Annotated in this window: 20 protein-coding genes and 1 rRNA gene (1 of these 21 running past the window's edge); 10 read left to right on the forward strand and 11 right to left on the reverse strand. The window is 57.9% G+C overall.

Going from position 1 to position 21,478, the window contains the following annotated elements:
- Window positions 1–767, reverse strand: a 16S ribosomal RNA gene (locus ACA053_RS26340) (it extends 772 nt beyond the left edge of the window).
- Window positions 768–1,319: 552 nt separating this feature from the next.
- A complete protein-coding gene (gene tyrS, locus ACA053_RS26345; RefSeq protein WP_497394022.1) occupies window positions 1,320–2,519 on the reverse strand; it encodes a tyrosine--tRNA ligase in 1,200 nt (399 codons plus the stop codon).
- A gap of 212 nt (window positions 2,520–2,731) precedes the next feature.
- Between tyrS and ACA053_RS26350 the strand changes: the two genes are divergently transcribed.
- Together ACA053_RS26350 and ACA053_RS26355 are read left to right on the forward strand one after the other, a co-directional pair.
- The gene (locus ACA053_RS26350) at window positions 2,732–4,153 is read left to right on the forward strand and encodes a peptidoglycan DD-metalloendopeptidase family protein (RefSeq protein ID WP_497394023.1); all 1,422 of its coding nucleotides are present in this window, start codon (window positions 2,732–2,734) and stop codon (window positions 4,151–4,153) included.
- Between the two features lie 3 nt (window positions 4,154–4,156).
- On the forward strand, window positions 4,157–5,248 hold the full coding sequence (locus ACA053_RS26355) for an anhydro-N-acetylmuramic acid kinase (protein ID WP_497394024.1): 1,092 nt from the start codon (window positions 4,157–4,159) through the stop codon (window positions 5,246–5,248).
- Between the two features lie 67 nt (window positions 5,249–5,315).
- Here ACA053_RS26355 and erpA read toward each other — a convergent pair whose 3' ends face one another.
- Together erpA and argC are read right to left on the reverse strand one after the other, a co-directional pair.
- Entirely contained in the window at window positions 5,316–5,666 is a 351-nt protein-coding gene (erpA, locus tag ACA053_RS26360) for an iron-sulfur cluster insertion protein ErpA (protein ID WP_007947969.1), read from the reverse strand.
- A gap of 168 nt (window positions 5,667–5,834) precedes the next feature.
- Window positions 5,835–6,869, reverse strand: a complete 1,035-nt coding sequence (gene argC / locus ACA053_RS26365; RefSeq protein WP_109635271.1) for an N-acetyl-gamma-glutamyl-phosphate reductase — start codon at window positions 6,867–6,869, stop codon at window positions 5,835–5,837.
- Between the two features lie 135 nt (window positions 6,870–7,004).
- Here argC and hemJ point away from each other — a divergent pair, with 135 nt between their 5' ends.
- The 6 genes from hemJ to coq7 all read left to right on the forward strand — a co-directional run bounded on the left by hemJ (window position 7,005) and on the right by coq7 (window position 11,635).
- Window positions 7,005–7,433, forward strand: a complete 429-nt coding sequence (hemJ, locus tag ACA053_RS26370) for a protoporphyrinogen oxidase HemJ (protein ID WP_109635272.1) — start codon at window positions 7,005–7,007, stop codon at window positions 7,431–7,433.
- A 27-nt stretch (window positions 7,434–7,460) separates the two neighbouring features.
- Window positions 7,461–8,429, forward strand: coding sequence for an NAD(P)H-dependent flavin oxidoreductase (locus ACA053_RS26375; protein WP_497314039.1), 969 nt, complete (start codon window positions 7,461–7,463; stop codon window positions 8,427–8,429).
- A 92-nt stretch (window positions 8,430–8,521) separates the two neighbouring features.
- A complete protein-coding gene (locus ACA053_RS26380) occupies window positions 8,522–9,466 on the forward strand; it encodes a DUF805 domain-containing protein (RefSeq protein ID WP_497394025.1) in 945 nt (314 codons plus the stop codon).
- 95 nt (window positions 9,467–9,561) lie between these two features.
- Complete coding sequence (locus ACA053_RS26385; RefSeq protein ID WP_109635278.1) at window positions 9,562–10,350, forward strand: SDR family NAD(P)-dependent oxidoreductase; 789 nt, start codon at window positions 9,562–9,564, stop codon at window positions 10,348–10,350.
- A gap of 81 nt (window positions 10,351–10,431) precedes the next feature.
- Complete coding sequence (locus tag ACA053_RS26390; protein ID WP_094470373.1) at window positions 10,432–10,770, forward strand: histidine triad nucleotide-binding protein; 339 nt, start codon at window positions 10,432–10,434, stop codon at window positions 10,768–10,770.
- A gap of 217 nt (window positions 10,771–10,987) precedes the next feature.
- Entirely contained in the window at window positions 10,988–11,635 is a 648-nt protein-coding gene (coq7, locus tag ACA053_RS26395; RefSeq protein WP_109635280.1) for a 2-polyprenyl-3-methyl-6-methoxy-1,4-benzoquinone monooxygenase, read from the forward strand.
- A gap of 119 nt (window positions 11,636–11,754) precedes the next feature.
- On the opposite strand, the gene speD is transcribed toward coq7, so the two are convergent.
- Window positions 11,755–12,549, reverse strand: coding sequence for an adenosylmethionine decarboxylase (gene speD / locus ACA053_RS26400; RefSeq protein ID WP_109635282.1), 795 nt, complete (start codon window positions 12,547–12,549; stop codon window positions 11,755–11,757).
- 237 nt (window positions 12,550–12,786) lie between these two features.
- Window positions 12,787–13,209, reverse strand: a complete 423-nt coding sequence (locus ACA053_RS26405) for an OsmC family protein (protein ID WP_007941657.1) — start codon at window positions 13,207–13,209, stop codon at window positions 12,787–12,789.
- 234 nt (window positions 13,210–13,443) lie between these two features.
- On the opposite strand from ACA053_RS26405, the gene crp reads away from it, so the two are divergent.
- Window positions 13,444–14,088: a cAMP-activated global transcriptional regulator CRP gene (gene crp / locus ACA053_RS26410; RefSeq protein WP_008027103.1), complete on the forward strand. Its 645-nt coding sequence runs from the start codon at window positions 13,444–13,446 to the stop codon at window positions 14,086–14,088.
- Between the two features lie 10 nt (window positions 14,089–14,098).
- Here crp and ACA053_RS26415 read toward each other — a convergent pair whose 3' ends face one another.
- The 4 genes from ACA053_RS26415 to ACA053_RS26430 form a co-directional block, all read right to left on the reverse strand.
- Complete coding sequence (locus ACA053_RS26415) at window positions 14,099–14,800, reverse strand: lipoate--protein ligase family protein (RefSeq protein WP_497394027.1); 702 nt, start codon at window positions 14,798–14,800, stop codon at window positions 14,099–14,101.
- A 146-nt stretch (window positions 14,801–14,946) separates the two neighbouring features.
- On the reverse strand, window positions 14,947–15,783 hold the full coding sequence (gene trpC / locus ACA053_RS26420; protein ID WP_109635285.1) for an indole-3-glycerol phosphate synthase TrpC: 837 nt from the start codon (window positions 15,781–15,783) through the stop codon (window positions 14,947–14,949).
- A complete protein-coding gene (gene trpD / locus ACA053_RS26425; RefSeq protein WP_497314048.1) occupies window positions 15,780–16,829 on the reverse strand; it encodes an anthranilate phosphoribosyltransferase in 1,050 nt (349 codons plus the stop codon). The genes trpC and trpD overlap by 4 nt, the downstream gene beginning before the upstream one ends.
- A gap of 9 nt (window positions 16,830–16,838) precedes the next feature.
- On the reverse strand, window positions 16,839–17,432 hold the full coding sequence (locus ACA053_RS26430) for an aminodeoxychorismate/anthranilate synthase component II (RefSeq protein ID WP_109635289.1): 594 nt from the start codon (window positions 17,430–17,432) through the stop codon (window positions 16,839–16,841).
- Between the two features lie 405 nt (window positions 17,433–17,837).
- Here ACA053_RS26430 and estP point away from each other — a divergent pair, with 405 nt between their 5' ends.
- The gene (estP, locus tag ACA053_RS26435; protein ID WP_497394028.1) at window positions 17,838–19,748 is read left to right on the forward strand and encodes an esterase EstP; all 1,911 of its coding nucleotides are present in this window, start codon (window positions 17,838–17,840) and stop codon (window positions 19,746–19,748) included.
- A gap of 182 nt (window positions 19,749–19,930) precedes the next feature.
- On the opposite strand, the gene trpE is transcribed toward estP, so the two are convergent.
- On the reverse strand, window positions 19,931–21,412 hold the full coding sequence (gene trpE, locus ACA053_RS26440; protein ID WP_497314052.1) for an anthranilate synthase component I: 1,482 nt from the start codon (window positions 21,410–21,412) through the stop codon (window positions 19,931–19,933).
- Window positions 21,413–21,478: the final 66 nt, after the last annotated feature.

Consider the following 21,478-nt stretch of genomic DNA (forward strand, 5'->3'; position numbering starts at 1 on the left):
CGCTTTCGCACCTCAGTGTCAGTATCAGTCCAGGTGGTCGCCTTCGCCACTGGTGTTCCTTCCTATATCTACGCATTTCACCGCTACACAGGAAATTCCACCACCCTCTACCATACTCTAGCTTGTCAGTTTTGAATGCAGTTCCCAGGTTGAGCCCGGGGATTTCACATCCAACTTAACAAACCACCTACGCGCGCTTTACGCCCAGTAATTCCGATTAACGCTTGCACCCTCTGTATTACCGCGGCTGCTGGCACAGAGTTAGCCGGTGCTTATTCTGTCGGTAACGTCAAAACACTTACGTATTAGGTAAATGCCCTTCCTCCCAACTTAAAGTGCTTTACAATCCGAAGACCTTCTTCACACACGCGGCATGGCTGGATCAGGCTTTCGCCCATTGTCCAATATTCCCCACTGCTGCCTCCCGTAGGAGTCTGGACCGTGTCTCAGTTCCAGTGTGACTGATCATCCTCTCAGACCAGTTACGGATCGTCGCCTTGGTGAGCCATTACCTCACCAACTAGCTAATCCGACCTAGGCTCATCTGATAGCGCAAGGCCCGAAGGTCCCCTGCTTTCTCCCGTAGGACGTATGCGGTATTAGCGTCCGTTTCCGAGCGTTATCCCCCACTACCAGGCAGATTCCTAGGCATTACTCACCCGTCCGCCGCTCGCCACCAGGTACAAGTACCCGTGCTGCCGCTCGACTTGCATGTGTTAGGCCTGCCGCCAGCGTTCAATCTGAGCCATGATCAAACTCTTCAGTTCAAACATCTTTGGGTTTTTAAGAAACCCTAAACTTGGCTCAGCAATCGTTGGTTACATCTTTGATTTCTCGCGGAGTAACTTGTGATGCTGATAATCTTGTTGACTATCAGTCTGACTCCACAAGCACCCACACGAATTGCTTGATTCAGTTGTTAAAGAGCGGTTGGTTAAGATCTTTCGTCTCAACCGAGGCGCGCATTCTACAGCAGCCTCTGTTGCTGTCAAGCGGTTATTTTCAGAAGTTTTCAAAGTTTCCTTTGCAACTTCAACCACTTGCGCTTCCGATCTCTCGTTAGCGGGAGGCGAATTCTACAGCGTTACTCGCTGCTGTCAACACCTCTTTTTCTCCGCTTTCGACCGAGAAGATCGAACCGTCAATCAAGCCACACAAACCCGCTTGATCAACTCCTTCTGGGCTTCGATGACCTGAAGCAACTCACTGTCGAAAACTGCGTAACTCTTTGTTTACCAAGGAGTTTTCCGTTTCGACTGCGCCGGAAGTGGGGCGAATTATAGACTTCCAGAATCTGCCGTCAACCCCTGATTTCAGGTTTATTCGGATTTGAGCGTAATGCGCGCAAATGCCTTCTTTCCAGCCTGGCAAACATGGGTCGCGCCCAATACATATATAAAGGTGCGATCGACAACCTCGCCATCTATACGCACACCACCGGAACCCAACAGGTCTCTCGCGACAGCCGAGTTCTTGACCAGGCCTGCCTTATTAAGGACAGCAGCAATCGGCATGTCTTCAGCAGCGATCAGTTCGATCTCTGGCAGATCGTCCGGTAGCTCGCCATCCTTCATACGGTTGCCCGCCGCACGGTGAGCATTGGCCGCAGCCTCTTCACCATGAAAACGCGCAACGATCTCTTCAGCCAGTTTGATTTTGATATCACGCGGATTGGCGCCCGCCTCGACATCCGCACGGAATGCATTTATCTCATCCATGGAGCGGAAGCTGAGCAATTCGAAGTAGCGCCACATCAGCGCGTCCGGAATCGAGACCAGCTTGCCGTACATGACACCCGGCGCCTCCTGGATACCGACGTAGTTGCCCAAGGACTTGGACATCTTCTTCACGCCATCCAGACCTTCGAGCAGCGGCATGGTCAGAATGCATTGAGCCTCTTGACCATAACTGCGCTGCAGCTCACGTCCCATCAGTAGGTTGAACTTCTGGTCGGTACCGCCCAACTCGACATCCGCGCGCAAAGCGACCGAGTCATACCCTTGAACCAACGGATAAAGGAACTCGTGAATGGCGATTGGCTGATTGGTGGTGTAGCGCTTGTCGAAGTCGTCGCGCTCAAGCATGCGAGCCACTGTGTATTGCGAAGTCAGACGAATGAAGTCTGCTGGCCCCATCTGATCCATCCAGGTGGAGTTGAACGCTACTTCCGTCTTGGCTGGATCAAGAATCTTGAAGACTTGAGTCTTGTAGGTCTCGGCATTCTCGAGAACCTGCTCACGGGTGAGCGGAGGACGCGTCGCGCTCTTGCCGCTTGGATCACCGATCATCCCGGTGAAGTCACCTATAAGGAAGATCACCTGATGCCCCAGCTCCTGGAACTGGCGCAGCTTATTAATAAGCACGGTATGACCCAAGTGCAAATCCGGCGCAGTCGGATCGAAGCCTGCCTTAATACGTAGCGGTTGGCCACGCTTGAGCTTTTCGATCAGCTCGGACTCGACCAACAGTTCTTCCGCACCACGTTTAATCAGCGCTAGCTGCTCTTCAACCGACTTCATAACAGACCCGCAAGGCTCGAATTCAAAGGGGACCAACCATACAAGATCACGCGTCAAATACAAAGTTTGGCCGGCGCGATGACGCCAATCCGCTGACAGAGTGACCGCGGACTTGCTTCAGAGATGATTTGGTTATATTTTATACAGTTATTTCATCTTCATCATGTCATTCATCTTTTCCAATTCATCTTTTTCAAAGTCAAAAATTACCTATGACCAAAGAATCGTCTAAAGCGCCACCGCTTTACCCGAAGACCCACCTGCTCGCAGCAAGCGGTATCGCCGCTCTTCTGAGCCTGGCGCTTCTGGTATTCCCTTCCAGTGATGTAGAAGCCAAAAAGACAACGCTGAGTCTTGAACTGGAAAGTCCTGCTGAACAACTGACACAAGATCAAGACGCTGCTGAAGCCGTCCAAGCCACAAATGAGCCGGCAGCCTCGCCTTTCGCGCAGATCGAAAACAGCGCCGAAGAACCTCAGGAAACCGCCCAGGCCGAGCCTGCACCGACGCCTGTCGTCGAAGAAAAGAAGGCGCCAAACCACAGGGAAGTGATCGTTTCCAAAGGCGATACGCTGTCCACGCTGTTTGAGAAAGTCGGCCTCCCCGCCACTTCAGTGCATGAAGTACTGGCCAGCGATAAACAGGCCAAGCAATTCAGCCAGCTCAAACACGGCCAGAAACTCGAATTCGAACTCGCCCCCGACGGCCAACTGACCAATCTGCACAGCAAGGTCAGTGACCTCGAAAGCATCACTCTGACCAAGAATGATAAGGGTTATACGTTCAACCGCATTACCGCCAAGCCTACCGTGCGCTCCGCCTACGTTCATGGCGTGATCAACAGCTCGCTGTCGCAGTCTGGCGCGCGCGCCGGCCTTTCCCACAGCCTGACCATGGACATGGCCAGCGTGTTTGGCTATGACGTCGACTTCGCCCAGGATATTCGCCAGGGCGACGAGTTTGATGTGATCTACGAGCAGAAAGTCGTCAACGGCAAGGCTGTCGGCAACGGCCCGATCCTTTCCGCACGTTTCACCAACCGCGGCAAAACCTACACCGCCGTGCGTTACACCAACAAACAAGGCAACAGCAGCTACTACACCGCTGACGGCAATAGCATGCGCAAGGCGTTTATCCGCACGCCGGTAGACTTCGCCCGCATCAGCTCGAAATTCTCCATGGGCCGCAAACACCCGATCCTGAACAAAATCCGCGCCCACAAAGGTGTCGATTACGCAGCACCACGCGGTACCCCGATCAAAGCAGCCGGTGACGGCAAAGTATTGCTGGCCGGTCGCCGTGGTGGCTACGGCAATACCGTGATTATCCAGCATGGGAACACCTACCGCACGCTGTACGGCCACATGCAAGGCTTCGCCAAAGGCATCAAGACTGGCGGCAGCGTCAAGCAAGGCCAGGTGATCGGATATATCGGCACAACCGGGCTCTCCACCGGCCCGCACTTGCACTATGAGTTCCAGGTCAATGGCGTGCACGTCGACCCACTGGGCCAGAAAGTTGCGATGGCCGATCCAATCTCCAAAGGGGAACGCGCACGCTTCCTTGCGCAGAGTCAGCCGTTGATGGCCCGCATGGATCAAGAGAAGTCCACTATGCTGGCTTCGAAGCGCTAAATCATGACGCTCTATATAGGTGTGATGTCCGGGACCAGCCTAGATGGCTTGGACATTGCGCTGATCGAGCTGACCCCGGCGATCAACTTGATCGCCACGCACTACACTCCCATGCCTGATTCCCTGCGCACCGAGCTGCTTGGCTTGTGCGCCAGCGGCCCGGACGAGATTGCCCGCTCCGCCATCGCTCAACAGAACTGGGTGAAACTGGCCGCTCAGGGCATTAACACCCTCCTCCAACAACACAACCTGAAACCCGAAGACATTCGAGCGATTGGCAGCCACGGCCAGACCATTCGCCATGAACCGGCGCGCGGCTTCACCGTACAGATAGGAAACCCTGCCCTATTGACCGAGCTGACCGGCATCACCGTGGTCAGCGACTTCCGCAGCCGTGACGTGGCCGCCGGCGGACAAGGTGCACCGCTGGTTCCAGCCTTTCACGAAGCGTTGTTTGATGAACGTGCCGGTAATCGTGCGGTGCTGAACGTTGGCGGATTCAGCAACCTCAGCCTGATCGAACCCGGCAAGCCTGTCGCCGGCTTTGACTGCGGCCCAGGCAACGTTCTACTGGATGCGTGGATTCATCAGCAACGCGGCGACAACTTTGATCGCGACGGCCAATGGGCGGCCAGTGGCAAGGTTGAACCGGTTCTGCTGTATGAATTGCTGAGTGATCCGTTCTTCGTGACCAAAGGCCCGAAAAGCACCGGTCGCGAAGTGTTCAACCTGCCATGGCTGACACAACATCTCTCGAAGCTCCCGACCTTCGCCGCTGAAGACGTGCAAGCAACCCTGCTTGAGCTGACCGCACTGACCATCGTCGAATCGCTGCAGCACGCTCAATCGAATACTCAGGAACTGTTGGTCTGCGGTGGCGGCGCCCATAACGCCACACTGATGAAGCGCCTGGCCAGCCTGCTACCCAACGCGACAGTCAGCAGCACCGCCGCCTACGGCGTGGACCCGGACTGGGTTGAAGCCATGGCCTTCGCCTGGCTGGCCCATTGCTGCCTGGAAGGCGTCGCCGCCAATCGCCCAAGCGTCACCGGCGCCCGCGGCCTGCGCGTACTCGGCGCCATCTACCCGGCATAAACGCCACACAGCAAAACGCCGCAAAGCCCTGAAGCCATGCGGCGCTTGATGATGCGGTGAAGGGCGATCAGATCGAGAACGAAGAGCCGCAACCACACGTGGTGCTGGCATTCGGATTCTTGATTACGAAACGCGAACCTTCCAGACCTTCCTGATAATCCACCTCGGCACCTGCCAAGTACTGGAAACTCATTGGGTCGACCACCAGACTCACACCTTCGCGCTCGACGATGGTGTCGTCATCGGCCACTTCTTCATCGAAGGTAAAGCCGTACTGAAAACCTGAACAACCGCCGCCCGTAACGAATACGCGCAGCTTCAAGCGATCATTCCCCTCTTCATCGACCAGGCTCTTCACCTTGTGCGCGGCACCGTGGGTGAATTGCAAAGCGGTGGGGGTGAAGGATTCGACGCTCATGCTGACTATCTCCCGGCGTTACGCCGCCATAATGCGTGATGACGCGCATTATCCGCTTCTCCTAGAAAATTGGTCAACTATTGTTACGGTATATCAATAAACCCGATTGCCGGTTCTAAATGCAAAAAGGCCCGTCAGACGGGCCTTTTTACTGAGCGGGATAAAACCTTACGGCAGCATGCCGGCGTGGGACAGGCCCAAGCGCTCATCCAGCCCGAACAGAATGTTCAGGTTCTGCACCGCCTGACCCGACGCACCTTTGACCAGGTTATCGATCACCGACAAAACCACCACCAGATCACCGTCCTGCGGACGATGCACCGCGATACGGCAGACGTTGGCGCCGCGCACGCTGCGGGTTTCCGGATGGCTGCCGGCCGGCATCACATCGACGAACGGTTCGTTGGCGTAGCGCTTTTCAAACAACGCCTGCAGATCCACCGAGCGATCCACGACAGTCGCATACAGTGTCGAATGAATGCCGCGAATCATTGGCGTCAGGTGCGGAACGAAGGTCAGACCGACGTCCTTGCCCGCTGCGCGACGCAGACCCTGGCGGATTTCCGGCAAGTGACGGTGACCTTTGACGGAATAGGCTTTCATGCTTTCCGACGTCTCGGAGTACAGCGAACCGACCGAAGCACCACGGCCCGCACCGCTGACACCGGATTTGCAGTCAGCGATCAAACGCGTGGTATCGGCCAGCCCGGCTTCGAGCAATGGCAGGAAACCCAATTGCGTAGCCGTTGGATAGCAACCCGGCACGGCGATCAGGCGAGCATCCTTGATCTGCTCGCGATTGACTTCCGGCAGACCGTAGACCGCTTCCTCCAGCAGCTCCGGCGCACCGTGCGGCTGGCCGTACCACTTGGCCCATTCAACCGAGTCTTGCAGGCGGAAGTCCGCCGACAGGTCGATGACCTTGGTCCCGGCCGCCAGCAATTCGCCAGCCAGCGCATGGGCAACACCGTGCGGCGTGGCGAAGAACACCACATCACAGGCGCCCAGTGTCTTGATGTCCGGAACGCTGAACGCCAGGCCGTCGTAGTGGCCTCGCAGGTTCGGGTACATGTCAGCCACGGCCAGACCGGCCTCGGATCGGGAAGTGATCACGACCACTTCAGCTTGCGGATGCTGTGCCAACAGACGCAGCAGTTCGACACCGGTGTAACCCGTGCCGCCGACGATACCGACCTTGACCATATACCTGCCCTCAACGAACCCACTGGAAAGCCGTCGATAATAGGGGCCGCGCGGCCCTGCGACAACCGCTTAGGTGACGTGCGGACAGTCAAGCCTCTACTATTCGGGCTACCGTGAACCTGGGAATAACTAAAAATGCTTTATCTGTGGCTCAAAGCGCTTCATATCATCAGCATGGTCTGCTGGTTTGCCGGCCTGTTTTACCTGCCGCGCCTGTTCGTTTATCACGCCCAAAGCGAGGATACCGTCAGCAAGGAACGCTTCAGCCTCATGGAGCGCAAGCTGTACCGCGGCATCATGGGCCCGGCGATGATCGCCACGCTGATTTTCGGTATCGCGCTGATCTGGCTTAACCCAAGCATCTTCAGCCAGGGCGCCTGGATTCACGCCAAGCTGACGCTGGTGGTGATCCTGATCGGCTACCACCATATGTGCGGCGCGCAGGTGAAACGTTTTGCCCGTGGCGAAAACACCCGCAGCCATGTCTTTTATCGCTGGTTCAATGAAGTGCCGGTTCTGATATTGCTGGCTATCGTAATTCTGGTCGTTGTTCGGCCGTTCTAATAAGCACAACTCACCGGGGTACTTCCAATGTCGCTGCCCGCTTTGCTCGAACAACGTTTGCGCCTGCCCGTAGTGGCTGCGCCGATGTTTCTGATTTCCAATCCGCAATTGGTGCTCGCCTGCTGCCGTAACGGCGTGGTCGGCAGTTTTCCCGCACTGAACCAGCGCGAGAGCAGCGGCTTCAAGGCCTGGCTGGAAGAGATCGAGGCAGGGTTGGCGACACTGGAGAATCCTGCGCCTTACGCCGTGAACCTGATCGTCCACAACACCAACCCACGACTGCAAGCAGACCTTGCGATCTGCATCGAGCATAAAGTGCCGATCGTGATCACCAGCCTCGGCGCTGTGAAAGAAGTAGTCGATGCCGTTCACAGCTATGGCGGCCTGGTGTTTCATGACGTGACGACCCGTCGCCATGCCGAAAAAGCCGCCGAGGCCGGTGTGGACGGTTTGATCGCCGTGGCAGCAGGCGCCGGTGGACATGCCGGGACCTGGAGCCCGTTCTCGCTGATTGCCGAGATTCGCCAGTTCTTCGACAAAACCCTGCTGCTGGCAGGCTGCCTTAACCATGGTCACGAAATTCTTGCCGCGCAATTGCTCGGTGCGGATCTGGCCTACTTCGGTACGCGATTTATCGGCACGACGGAAAGTCATGCGCCTGACGCTTACAAAGAGATGTTGCTGACTGCCAGAGCCGCGGACATCGTCCATACGCCAGCGGTGTCAGGCGTACCGGCAAGCTTCATGCGTCAAAGCCTGGAGGCCGCCGGTTTCGACATGGCCGCGTTGCAAGGCAAGGGCGAGGTCGACTTCGGCTCCAAACTCAAGCCGATCAGCGATGAAGCCAAAGCCTGGAAAACCGTGTGGTCTGCAGGCCAGGGTGTCGGGGAAATCGATGATTTGCCAAGCGTCGATCAACTGGTCGCTCGACTGGACGCGGAATATCGCAAGGCACTGGAACTGGCGGCACAGCTGCCTAAACGCTGGCCGCGCTGAGATGAAAGTTTGGCCAGCCCGCCCCGGCTGGCCTTACACTCCACGCCTGTAACATTTCCTCATTCAAAAACTCGCGACAAGGATGCCTCGCAATGAGCGACAACCGTTTCAAGATCGTGTTCGACGGCGCTCTGCTGCCAGGCGTTGACGCCACCACCGCTAAACAGAAGCTGGCCGAGCTATACAAAAGTGAAGTCGCTGCGGTCGAACGGCTGTTCACTGGCAAGACGGTTACGCTCAAGAAAGACCTGTCGCACACCGACGCGCAAACCTACCTTCAGGCGCTGACGAAAACCGGCATCGATGCTCGCATCGAAAGCGAGCCGTCCATAGAGCTGAACCTGGCCGATGCTCACGAACACCGGCCCGTCAGCAGCCCATCCGGATTCGCCGACCCGGCATCCCCTTACGCCCCGCCTCGGGCTACCGTCGGTGAAGCCCTGCCAGAATACGCCACACTCAAGCCATTCAGCGTTGAAGGCCGCATCGGTCGTTTGCGCTATCTTGCCTGGACGATGGCCCTGACGCTGGTCACGCTGGCCGTCGGTTCGGTACTGGCCATTTTTGCCTTCGCCATCATCAGCGCCGATTCAACCGCAGGCCTGATTCTCGGTGGCCTGGTGGCGTTCATCCTGTTCATTGCCATGGCGGTCGTGAGCATTCAGATCAGCGTTCAGCGCCTGCATGACATCGGCTGGTCCGGCTGGCTCTGGCTGCTGAACCTGGTCCCGTTCGTGGGCAGCTTCTTCCCGTTCGTGATCATGATCGCCCCGGGCACCAACATCGCCAATCAATACGGCGCGCCGCCTCCACCTAACACCACCGCGGTCAAAGTGCTGTCTTCGCTGTGGGTCGTGTTGATTGCCATCGTCTTTATTGGCGCACTGGCCGGAGGCTTGACGGCTATTCAGGAAGAATATGAAACCGCGGCCGAAACCAGCTACGACAGCAGCTCAGTGATTACCGAAGAAATTGAAGTCGAGCCGGCGCAAGAGGCGGAGCAAGCAGCGGATTCCGCAGAGGAAGAAGCCGAATAAGCCCCGGCCCCTGTAGACTCTGCGAAAGAATGAACAGCGCTCCCCGCCCGTGACACCCGCGTCGCCGGCGCGGAGCTGTTGCGATGGAGAACTGCATGACCCGTTACGCTCTGATCACCGGCGCTTCCAGCGGCATCGGCCTGGCGATGGCCGAAGCGCTGGCCCGCCGTGGCCGCAGCCTGATACTGGTGGCCCGACAGCGTGATCAGCTGGAAAGTATTGCAATCGAATTGACCCAACGGTTTGGCGTGGAAGTGCTGTTCCGCGCCTGTGACCTCGGTGAACCACTACGGCTGTCCGGGTTCCTGCTGGAACTGGAAGAAGGTGACCGGCAAATCGATTTGCTGGTCAACTGCGCGGGCATCGGCACCTGCGGGCCATTTCTGGCCCAAGACTGGATGACCGAGCAGGACCTGATCGAAGTGAACATCCTGGCCCTCACCCGCTTGTGCCATGCCATCGGTAACAGCATGGCCTTGCAGGGTGGCGGGCAGATTCTGAACGTCGCTTCAATGGCGGCATTTCATCCCGGCCCGTGGATGAGCACCTATTACGCCAGCAAAGCCTATGTGCTGCACTTTTCCGAAGGGCTGCGCGTCGAGCTGAAGAAGTGCGCAGTCAAGGTCTCGGTGCTTTGCCCCGGCCCGACACGTACCGGCTTCTTCCGCACTGCGCAGTTGAACACCGGCAAACTGGCCGACAGCAACCTGCTGATGAGTCCAGAAGAGGTTGCGCTGTATACCGTGCGAGCCCTGGAGAAAAATCGGGCAATCATTATTCCGGGTCGGGGGAACCGCTGGCGTGCCTTCCTGCCGCGGCTCGGCTCTCGCTGGCTGAACCGGACAATCGCGGGCATGGTCAACAAGGCCTACTGTCCGCGCTGACCAGGCCTCAAGGTAAAAGGCTGGGCTCGGGGATAACCCATGAGTACACTCAGGCCAGCCCCAACAACGGAGAAAACAGCTGTGGATACTCTGTTCACCAAGATCATCAACCGGGAAATCCCGGCAAAAATCATTTACGAGGACGACCAGGTACTGGCCTTCCACGACATCGCCCCACAGGCACCGGTGCATTTTCTGGTCATCCCGAAAAAAGCGGTGCGCACCCTCAACGACCTCACCGAGGACGACAAGGCATTGGCCGGACATATCCTGTTCACCGCCCAACGCCTGGCCCTGGAACTCGGCTGCGAGGAAGGTTTCCGTGTGGTCATGAACTGCAATGAACTGGGTGGACAGACGGTCTATCACATTCATATGCATGTGTTGGGTCAGCGCCAGATGCACTGGCCGCCGGGCTGATTGCAGCAAACCTTGTGGGAGCGGGCTTGCTCGCGAAAGCGATATGTCAGTCGACATCAACGTTGCATGACACACTGCCTTCGCGAGCAAGTCGGATCGCCGCACCGCCGATTCCACAAAGGCTCGTAGCTCAGCAACTGCTTCACAATGACCCAGCGCAAACCTTCCCCGGCCGATTGGGTTAAACTGGCCGCCGAGATTCTTCCCGGAGGTCAGCATGACTACCCAGCGTCACTACTCGCCGATTGACCGCCTTCTGCTGCAAGCCGATGCCGCGATGCGTACCTTGCTGCCCTTCAGTGGCCAGCCGTACCGTCCGTCGCCCGCCATCGTGCAGCCGGATGCGCAAATGAGTGACGAAGACACCCGCCACGTTGCCGGTTTGATGCGCATCAACCATACCGGTGAAGTCTGCGCCCAGGCGCTGTATCAGGGTCAGGCCCTGACTGCGAAGCTGCCGCATGTACGCGCCGCCATGGAACATGCTGCCGAAGAAGAAATCGATCACCTGGTTTGGTGCGAGCAACGCATCAAACAGCTGGGCAGCCACACCAGCATTCTCAACCCGCTGTTCTACGGCATGTCGTTCGGAATTGGCGCGGTGGCTGGATTGATCAGCGATAAGGTCAGCCTGGGTTTCGTTGCCGCGACCGAGCATCAGGTGTGCAAACACTTGAACGAGCACCTTGAGCAATTGCCGGAAGAAGATGAAAAGTCCCGGGCGATTCTTGAGCAGATGCGGATTGATGAAGAACATCATGCCGAGAGTGCGCTGGATGCCGGAGGTTTTCGTTTTCCGGCGCCGGTGAAATTCGGGATGAGTTTGTTGGCAAAAGTGATGACCAAGAGTACTTATCGGATCTGATAGATGCATTGCCTGACAAGGTCTCTTCGCGAGCAGGCTCGCTCCTACAGGGGATTTTGCGACAGACATGAAAAAGGCGACTGCCGTGAGGGAGTCGCCTTTTTTTGTGCTCGAAAATCTTAGTTAGGCATGTTGCGCGCGTAGAAGATTTCCAGCATTTCGTGTTTCACACGGTCGGTCACCTGAGCTCGCTGCTCGGAGGACAGGCTGTTGGTGGCGTCGCCAAACAAGTAGTTGTCCAGTTCGAAGTTCTTCAACAGCATCTTGGTGTGGAACAGGTTTTCCTGGTACACGTTCACGTCGGTCATCTGGTACGCGTCGCGGGTGTCGTCGGAGAGGTAGTTCTGAATCGAGTTGATCTCGTGATCGATGAAGTGCTTGTTGCCTTCCACGTCACGGGTGAAACCGCGCACGCGATAATCCACGGTCACGATGTCCGAATCGAACTGGTGAATCAGGAAGTTGAGCGCCTTGAGCGGTGAAATGACGCCACAGGTCGACACGTCAATGTCCACACGGAAGGTCGCAATGCCATCGTCCGGATGGATTTCCGGGTAGGTGTGCACCGTGATGTGGCTCTTGTCGAGGTGAGCCAGGATAATCTCGGGCAACGGGCCCGGCGACTCTTCGATCTGGCTGTCGGTCGGGGTTACCGGCTCTTCAGAGATCAGAATCGTGACGCTGGCGCCCTGGGGTTCATAGTCCTGACTGGCAATGTTCAGGATGTTGGCACCAATGATATCGACAACTTCTGTGAGGATCTGCGTCAGGCGTTTCGCGTTGTACTCTTTATTGATGTACTCGACGTAAGCCTGTTGGTCTTGCGGGGTTTCCGCGTAGCAGATGTCATAGATGTTGAAGCTCAAGGTCTTTGTCAGGTTATTGAACCCGTGGAGCTTGAGTTTGCTTTTCACCGTTAAAAACTCTCTATGTATTGCGGCCCGGGCCGCGTGATCAAGCATGCCCGTCAGATGCGAACAACGCAGCTGCGTAGGACGGTTAACACCTCTTCGCGATGGCGATTTTGGTTGTCTGTTCGGGTTTGCAGCCGTCGAAGACGGGCCACTACCCTGAAAAAAGTGGCGCATTATGCAGACGTCAGCTTGGGATCGCCAGAGTCTGCACTGCTTTTATGATAGTTGAATGTCGATTCAACCGAGTTCGATGATCTCGTAGTCGTGGGTAATCGCCACGCCAGCCGCGCCGAGCATGATCGACGCCGAGCAATACTTCTCCGCTGACAGTTCGATAGCGCGTTTGACCTGGGCTTCTTTCAGCCCGCGGCCCTTGACCACGAAGTGCATGTGGATCTTGGTGAAGACTTTCGGATCTTCGGTCGCACGCTCGGCTTCGAGGAAGGCTTCACAGCTTTCGACGGCCTGACGGGACTTTTTGAGGATGCTGACCACGTCGAAATTGCTGCAACCGCCAACACCCAGCAGGAGCATTTCCATCGGCCGGACACCCAGGTTACGACCGCCTGCATCGGGCGGACCGTCCATGACCACGACGTGACCGCTGCCGGATTCACCGAGGAACATGGCTTCGCCAGCCCATTGGATGCGTGCCTTCATCGCCAGACTCCACTGCTTAAAAAAGGGTCGCCAGCTTAGCACAGGGCCCCTGATCTACAGCGCCCTGCATTCGTAGGGCATAACCATCCGAACCGTAGGTAATTTCTCGAATATTGCGAGAAGTGTCTGTTAAGCTGGCGCCAATTCGCTGGCGCATAGCCAGCTTTGCTGGCATCCGTCGTCATCGACTCATAAAAAATCAAACACACCGTGAAGTCTTTTCGGGATACAACCATGGTTGCTATTGCCCCAACCCCCAAAATCAAGAACCTCGACAAGCTGTTGATGCATTGCCAGCGCCGTCGTTATGCGGCCAAGAGCAACATCATTTGCGCCGGTGATCGCTCGGAAACGCTGTTCTTCATCATCAAGGGTTCCGTCACGATCCTGATCGAGGATGACGACGGCCGCGAAATGATCATCGCCTACCTGAACTCCGGGGACTTTTTCGGCGAGTTGGGCCTGTTTGAACAAGCGGGGCTCGAGCAGGAACGCAGCGCCTGGGTACGCGCGAAGATCGAGTGTGAAGTGGCGGAAATCAGCTACGCAAAATTCCGCGAACTATCCCAGCAGGATCCAGACATTCTTTACGTGCTCAGCGGACAAATCGCACAACGTCTGCGTAATACCACGCGCAAGGTCGGCGATTTGGCCTTCTTTGACGTCACCGGCCGCGTCGCCCGTTGCCTGCTGGAACTGTGCAAACAGCCGGACGCCATGACCCACCCGGACGGCATGCAGATCAAAGTCACCCGTCAGGAAATCGGGCGGATTGTCGGTTGTTCACGGGAGATGGTCGGTCGCGTGCTCAAGGATCTGGAAGAACGCAACCTGGTGGACGTCAAAGGCAAGACCATGGTGGTCTTCGGTACGCGCTAAGCTTGAAAACTCAAGCGGCGAGCATGTCCGCCAGCAGCTGGCGATAAAGCGCATCAAGCCGCCCGAGCGCATCGGGCGCGGCAAACTTCTCATGCAGGGCAATGTGGCTTTCGGCGCGCACCCGCTGCTCAAGACCGCACGCTTCGTTGAAGCGATTGACCGCAGCGACCATCGATTCACGCTCGTTATCCAGCAACAACGCACCGTGCACCAATCCAACTGGACGCGCTCCACCCTTACTCTGGCGCCAGCGCTGAGCGGTGCCGACCATCTTACGGCCGTCGAGGTTGACGTTGAAACGGCCATCGCAGAACGCACCGTCGACTTCGCCCAAGGAAGATACGCCGCCCAGCTCATCGAGTAACTGACAGATCGGGTCGCAGAGACGGCGATAAGCGGTTTCGATGCGGTTCTGGTCACCTTCGCTGCGAGGGGGTGCGTAGACCAGCGCGATATTGATAGTGGAAGCCGATTGCGGCACAGGCTCTCCGCCGGTTTCACGCAGCAGCACTGGCCAACCGGCGGCGGCTGACACTTCACAGGCGGCTTCGAAACCTGGCAGGCGGTTCAGACGTCGGGGCATGACCAATGCGCGGTCGCTGGGTTGCCAGAACAATAAGCCGAAGTCTGAATCGCCGGTGCAGACATGGGCCAGCAGGTCTTGCTCGGCTTGCAGGCCGGCTTCGACGGTCAGATGGGTCGGCTGAGTCATGGGCTACTCCACTAGGCGTAAAGTCTTTGGGAAATTTGAGGGCCTCTTCGCGAGCAAGCCCGCTCCCACATTAGAATTGTGTACACAGATCCAATGTGGGAGCGGGCTTGCTCGCGAAGGGCGCGCAGCGGTTTGCCTGACTGCACTCAGTCGAGCGTAGAACCGCTGACCGGACCGCCGCGCTCAGGAAAGAACAGGCGCTGCAACTCGGTGCCCGGGCTTTCGGCGCGCATAAACGCCTCGCCCACCAGAAACGCGTACACGTCACTGATTTCCATCAGCTCCACATCGGCCCGGTTGAGAATGCCGCTTTCCGTAATCACCAGGCGATCACGCGGGATGCGTGGCAACAGGTCGAGCGTGGTTTCGAGGCTGACGTCGAAGGTGTGCAGGTTGCGGTTGTTCACGCCAACCAGCGGTGTATCGAGGGTTTTCAAGGCCCGCTCCAGCTCGTCGCCATCGTGGACTTCCACCAGCACGTCGAGGCCGACGCTTTTGGCCACGGCCGCCAGTTCGGCCATCTTCAGGTCATCCAAGGCGGAGACGATCAACAGCACGCAGTCAGCGCCCAACGCGCGGGCTTCGACGATCTGGTACGGATCGATCATGAAATCCTTGCGGATCACCGGCAGGTTGCAGGCCGCCCGCGCCTGCTGCAGATATGCATCGGCGCCCTGGAAGTAATCGATATCGGTCAGCACCGACAAGCACGTCGCGCCGCCCTTCTCGTAGCTTTTGGCGATGTCGGCAGGAACGAAGTGCTCGCGGATCACGCCTTTGCTCGGCGAGGCTTTCTTGATTTCGGCAATGACGGCCGGCTGTTTCAGCTTGGCCTGAGCAATCAGTGCCTTGGCAAAACCACGGGGTGCATCGGCCGCCTTGGCCAGGCTTTCCAGCTCCGCCAGACTCACACGGGCGCTACGCTCGGCAACTTCCTGGACTTTGCGGGCCAGAATGTTTTCCAGAACCGTCGGTACACTCATCCCTCATTCTCCACTTTGAATACCGCGGTAAATGCACCCAACTCCTCAAGTTTTTCCCGAGCGAGGCCTGTGTGCAGCGCATCGTGCGCCAGGGCAACGCCTTCTTTCAAACTGGTTGCCAGGTCGGCGGCGTACAGCGCCGCACCGGCATTGAGCACGATCATCTCGGCGGCTTTCTGGCCGCTTTCGGTCTTGCGCTTGCCCAGGGCATCGCGAATCAGCTCAAGGGACGCCGCCGGGCTTTCCACCGCCAGGCCGTGCAGGCTTTGGCTCTTCATGCCCAGGTCTTCCGGCTCGACCCAATATTCAGTGATCTGGTCATTCTTCAGTTCTGCCACATAGGTTGGCGCCGCCAGACTGAACTCATCCAGGCCATCCTTCGAATGCACCACCAACACGTGCTTGCTGCCCAGACGTTGCAAGACTTCGGCCAATGGCCGGCACAACGCCTGGCTGAACACGCCCACCACCTGGTGTTTCACGCCGGCCGGATTCGTAAGCGGGCCGAGCATGTTGAACAGGGTACGCAGGCCAAGATCCTTGCGCGGGCCGGCGGCGTACTTCATTGCACTGTGATGGGTCTGGGCAAACATGAAACCGATGCCGACATTGTCGATGCAGCGTGCCACCTGGACCGGAGTCAGGTTCAGGTAGATCCCGGCCGCCTCCAGCAAGTCAGCGCTGCCGCTTTTGCCCGACACCGCACGGTTACCGTGCTTGGCCACGGTGCATCCGGCCGCTGCCACCACGAAAGAGGAAGCGGTCGATACGTTAAAGATGTTTGCACCGTCACCACCGGTGCCGACCACGTCGACGACGCCGTCGAGGGTCTTGAGTTCGACCTTGTCCGCCAGCTCGCGCATGACCGACACCGCGCCGACGATCTCGTCGATGCTTTCACTTTTCATGCGCATGGCCATCATGAACGCGCCGATCTGCGCATCCGTGCATTGCCCGGTCATGATCTCGCGCATGACATCGCGCATCTCATCGGTGCTGAGGTCGAGGTGATCGACGATACGGCTCAGGGCTGTCTTGATATTCATGAAAAGTCCTTAGCGCGTGCCGCCGGTTTGTTTGAGGAAGTTAGCGAACAGCTCGTGGCCCTGCTCGGTGAGAATAGACTCGGGGTGGAACTGCACACCCTCGATGTTCAATGTCTTGTGGCGCAGGCCCATGATTTCGTCGACCGAGCCGTCTTCGAGCTGGGTCCAGGCGGTCAGCTCCAGGCAATCGGGCAGGGTTTCGCGCTTGACGATCAGCGAGTGATAACGCGTCACCGTCAGCGGACGATTCAGGCCTTCGAATACGCCCTTGTCCTCGTGGAATACCGGGCTAGTCTTACCGTGCATGACCTGCCGGGCGCGGACCACATCACCGCCAAAGGCCTGACCGATGGATTGGTGACCGAGGCAGACACCAAGAATGGGCAGTTTGCCGGCGAAATGCTTGATCACATCGATCGAGACTCCGGCTTCGGTCGGGGTGCAAGGGCCGGGGGACACGACGATACGCTCAGGGTTGAGCGCTTCGATTTCGGCAACGGTGAGCTCATCGTTGCGCACGACTTTGACCTGGGAGCCGAGCTCACCGAGGTATTGCACAACGTTGTAGGTAAAAGAGTCGTAGTTATCGATCATCAGCAACATGGCGGTTGGAACCTCTTGAATTCACTGACTTTAAGTACAGCCTTCGAATGATTACCCGCAACGTCCTGCGCTTTGTCAGTCGCCGGGTGCGCCGGCAAAGCGGTATGTCATACGGGTGAAGAAGGCAAATCGGTACAGGTCCGGCGGGGCCGGCAAAAGAATTCAGGCGCGCCAACGCCAGCGGGCGTGTGCCTTGATGACTTGATCCAGAAGTTTGCTGATGATCAACACGGGGAAGGTCTCATTCATACGTCTCGGCACAGTAACTTAGCTGGGCAGAGCGTGCAATATAGCCGGCGTGACTGGCCGCGAAACAATTGAACGGTTCGCGACCGATGGCAAAAGGCCGGAAGTTTTTGGTACTGTCGTTTCGTTCACTACAACAATAAATAAACGGACTTGCTCATGATCAAACAGACGTTGTTTGTACCGCTCGCAGGATGCTTGCTCGCCATGGCCTGCGCCCAGGCGATCGCCGCGCCTAATCCTTACTCCAATTTCGTCGTCTTCGGTGACAGTCTCAACGATGCCGGGACCTTTGCCGACACGGGCGGGCCTGCCGGTTCGACCCAGCGCTTTACCAACCGGACGGGGCCGGTTTACCTGGATGGCAGCGGCGAAGTCCGCTCGCTCAACTCCACACAGATTCTTGGCGGAAAACTAGGCTTCTCGGCGGATCAGACCGCCTCATCTTCCTCGGCGGTACGCGCCAACAATGGCCAGCCCGATGGCAACAACTGGGCCGTCGGCGGTTATCGCACCGACCAGATTCTCGATTCGATCACCAGCACCTCCGCCACGGGCGATCGCACCCGCGCAGGCTATCTGCCGTCGAACAATTTCCGCGCCGACCCGAACGCGCTGTATTACCTGTCGGGCGGTGGTAACGACTTCCTGCAAGGTCGCGTGACCAGCCTGCCTCAGGCCAGCGCCGCCGCCGATCGCCTGGTCAGCAGCGTGCAAACCCTTCAACAGGCCGGTGCCCGCTACATCATGGTCTGGTTGCTGCCAGACATCGGCTTCACCCCGGCCTTCAACGGCACACCACTGCAAGCGTTCACCTCCCAACTCAGCACCCAGTTCAACACTGAACTGGTGAGCCAGCTGCAGAACGTCAATGCCAACGTCATTCCGCTGAACATCCCGGTTCTCCTTAAGGAGACGTTTGCCAACCCGGGGCAGTTCGGCCTGGCCACCGATCAGAACCTAAGCGCCACCTGCTTCAGCGGCAGCAGCTGTACGGAAAACGCCCGTTACGGCATCAACAGTGCGACGCCGGACCCAACCAAACTTATCTACAACGACTCGGTGCACCCGACCGAAGCCGGGCAACGCCTGATTGCCGATTACGCCTACTCGCTGCTGGCCGCGCCATGGGAAGCTACCCTGTTGCCACAAATGGCCCAAGGGACTTTGCGTTCTCATCAGGATGAGTTGCGCAACCAGTGGCTGGCTGATTGGGAAAACTGGCAAGGCGTGGGTCAATGGCGGGCGATTGTCGCCGGCGGCGGCCAACACCAGGATTTCGATAGCCAGCGCAGTGGCGCCAGTGCTGACGGCAACGGCGCCAACCTGAATATCGGCGGCAGCTACCGGCTCAATGACGCATGGCGTGTAGGTTTGGCGACGGGCTTCTACAATCAGAAGCTCGAAGCAGGCGATCACGACTCGGATTACAAGCTCAACACCTACATGGGTACGGCATTCGCCCAGTACCAGCAAAACCGTTGGTGGGGTGACGCGGCAGTGACCGCCGGGCATCTGGACTACGACAGCCTCAAACGCAAATTCCAGTTGGGGGTCAACGAACGCGCAGAGAAAGGCGACACCGACGGTTACCTGGTCGCTATCAGTGGCCGCCTGGGGTATGACATCGCGCCAGAGGCCAGCAGCCCGTGGCACCTGTCGCCGTTCGTGAGTGCTGATTTCGCCAAAGTCGAAGTCGACGGTTATTCGGAAGACGGTGCCGACTCCACCGCGTTGACCTTCGATGATCAGTCGCGCATCTCCCGGCGTCTTGGTCTCGGCATCCAGGGCAAGTACCAGATCACTTCGCAGACCCAGGTGTTCGGCGAACTGGCTCACGAGCGCGAGTACAACGACGATACCCAGGATGTGACGATGAACCTCAACAGCCTGCCGAACAACAGTTACTCCCTGGCTGGCTACACACCGCAATCCCACCTGAACCGCTTGAACCTAGGCGTGAGCCACAACCTCACCAAGGATCTGGCATTGCGGGCGAGTTATGACATTCGCAAGGATGACGACTTTACCCAGCAAGGCATTAACGTAGGCGTTGCGCTGGACTTCTAAACATCAGGCAAAAAAAACGCGGCGCCCTCACAGGTGCCGCGTTTTTTTTATGCTGAACACTTATTGTGGCGAGCGAGCTTGCTCGCGCTCGACTGCGAAGCAGTCGTCGATTGGGCCTGCTTCGCAGGCCAACGGGAGCAAGCTCCCTCGCCACAAAGGCTCGCTCCAGGTTTTGTGTGAACTCAGGCGTCCGGGGTTTGCTCGGCCAGGGCCACGGCGCGGAACATCGCACGGCGTTTGTTCAGGGTTTCTTCCCATTCCAGCGCCGGCACCGAGTCGGCGACGATGCCGCCACCGGCCTGCACGTGCAGTTCACCGTTCTTGATCACTGCGGTGCGGATCGCAATCGCGGTGTCCATGTTGCCGTTCCAGGCAAAGTAGCCCACTGCCCCGCCGTAGACGCCACGCTTGACCGGCTCCAGTTCGTCGATGATTTCCATCGCGCGAATCTTCGGTGCGCCCGACAACGTACCCGCTGGCAGAATCGCCCGCAGTGCGTCCATCGCCGTCAGTCCAGCCTTCAATTGGCCGGTAACGTTGGACACGATGTGCATCACGTTGGAATAACGCTCGATGACCATTTTCTCGGTGAGTTTCACCGAACCGATCTCCGACACCCGACCGGTGTCGTTACGGCCCAGGTCAATCAGCATCAAGTGCTCAGCGATTTCCTTGTCGTCCGACAGCAGGTCTTTTTCCAGCGCCAGGTCCGCCTCTTCGTTGGCCCCGCGTGGGCGAGTGCCGGCAATCGGGCGCACGGTGATCAGGTTGTCTTCGACCCGCACCAGCACTTCCGGCGAACTGCCGACGACGTGGAAGTCGCCGAAGTTGAAGAAGTACATGTAAGGCGTCGGATTGAAGCAACGCAGCGCCCGGTACAGATCGATCGGCGCCGCCTTGAAGTCGATCGACATGCGCTGGGACGGCACGACCTGCATGCAGTCACCGGCCAGGATGTATTCCTTGATAGTGTCGACGGCTTTTTCGTAATCATCCTGGGTGAAGCTCGAGCGGAATACCGGATCAGCCGACTGTTGCTTGCTGAAATCCAGGCCACGGCGCGGGGTGATCGGCTGACGGAGTTTTTCCAGCAGCTCTTCCAGACGGGCCTGACCTTGCTCGAAGGCATCTTCCTTTGAGGGGTCAGCCAGCACAATCGCGTGCATCTTGCCGGCGAGGTTGTCGAACACCACCACGGCGTCGGAGACCATCAGCAGAATGTCCGGCACGCCCAGCGGATCCGGGTTCGGGCACTTGCCCAGACGCTTCTCCACATAGCGCACGCAGTCGTAACCGAAATAACCCACCAGACCGCCATTGAAGCGCGGCAGGCCAGGGATGGTCGGCACGTTGTAGCGGGCTTTGAAGGTTTCGACAAAGGCCAGAGGATCTTCGACCTCGTGGCTTTCGATCTCGACGCCGTCGTGGGTCACGCTCACCTGATGATCGTGAACCCGCAGCACGGTGCGGCACGGCAGGCCGATGATCGAATAACGGCCCCACTTCTCCCCGCCTTGCACCGATTCCAGCAGGTAGGAGTTCGGCTCGTCGGCCAGTTTCAGGTAGATCGACAGCGGGGTATCGAAGTCGGCCAGGGTTTCGCAGGCCAACGGGATACGGTTATAGCCGGCAGCGGCCAAACGCAGGAATTCTTCGCGGATCATGGGGTAGCCTCGTGGCTTGAGGTGCTAACAGTCAGGTATGCAAACGCGCCGGAAAGCCGGCCAGAA

The sequence above is a fragment of the Pseudomonas sp. LBUM1672 genome, assembly GCF_059695655.1.

Bases quoted from the DNA above. Each gene is read 5' to 3' on its own strand.
- tyrS (WP_497394022.1), bottom strand. From the start codon at position 2,519: ATGAAGTCGGTTGAAGAGCAGCTAGCGCTGATTAAACGTGGTGCGGAA.
- ACA053_RS26350 (WP_497394023.1), top strand. From the start codon at position 2,732: ATGACCAAAGAATCGTCTAAAGCGCCACCGCTTTACCCGAAGACCCAC.
- ACA053_RS26355 (WP_497394024.1), top strand. From the start codon at position 4,157: ATGACGCTCTATATAGGTGTGATGTCCGGGACCAGCCTAGATGGCTTG.
- erpA (WP_007947969.1), bottom strand. From the start codon at position 5,666: ATGAGCGTCGAATCCTTCACCCCCACCGCTTTGCAATTCACCCACGGT.
- argC (WP_109635271.1), bottom strand. From the start codon at position 6,869: ATGGTCAAGGTCGGTATCGTCGGCGGCACGGGTTACACCGGTGTCGAA.
- hemJ (WP_109635272.1), top strand. From the start codon at position 7,005: ATGCTTTATCTGTGGCTCAAAGCGCTTCATATCATCAGCATGGTCTGC.
- ACA053_RS26375 (WP_497314039.1), top strand. From the start codon at position 7,461: ATGTCGCTGCCCGCTTTGCTCGAACAACGTTTGCGCCTGCCCGTAGTG.
- ACA053_RS26380 (WP_497394025.1), top strand. From the start codon at position 8,522: ATGAGCGACAACCGTTTCAAGATCGTGTTCGACGGCGCTCTGCTGCCA.
- ACA053_RS26385 (WP_109635278.1), top strand. From the start codon at position 9,562: ATGACCCGTTACGCTCTGATCACCGGCGCTTCCAGCGGCATCGGCCTG.
- coq7 (WP_109635280.1), top strand. From the start codon at position 10,988: ATGACTACCCAGCGTCACTACTCGCCGATTGACCGCCTTCTGCTGCAA.
- ACA053_RS26405 (WP_007941657.1), bottom strand. From the start codon at position 13,209: ATGAAGGCACGCATCCAATGGGCTGGCGAAGCCATGTTCCTCGGTGAA.
- crp (WP_008027103.1), top strand. From the start codon at position 13,444: ATGGTTGCTATTGCCCCAACCCCCAAAATCAAGAACCTCGACAAGCTG.
- ACA053_RS26415 (WP_497394027.1), bottom strand. From the start codon at position 14,800: ATGACTCAGCCGACCCATCTGACCGTCGAAGCCGGCCTGCAAGCCGAG.
- trpC (WP_109635285.1), bottom strand. From the start codon at position 15,783: ATGAGTGTACCGACGGTTCTGGAAAACATTCTGGCCCGCAAAGTCCAG.
- trpD (WP_497314048.1), bottom strand. From the start codon at position 16,829: ATGAATATCAAGACAGCCCTGAGCCGTATCGTCGATCACCTCGACCTC.
- ACA053_RS26430 (WP_109635289.1), bottom strand. From the start codon at position 17,432: ATGTTGCTGATGATCGATAACTACGACTCTTTTACCTACAACGTTGTG.
- estP (WP_497394028.1), top strand. From the start codon at position 17,838: ATGATCAAACAGACGTTGTTTGTACCGCTCGCAGGATGCTTGCTCGCC.
- trpE (WP_497314052.1), bottom strand. From the start codon at position 21,412: ATGATCCGCGAAGAATTCCTGCGTTTGGCCGCTGCCGGCTATAACCGT.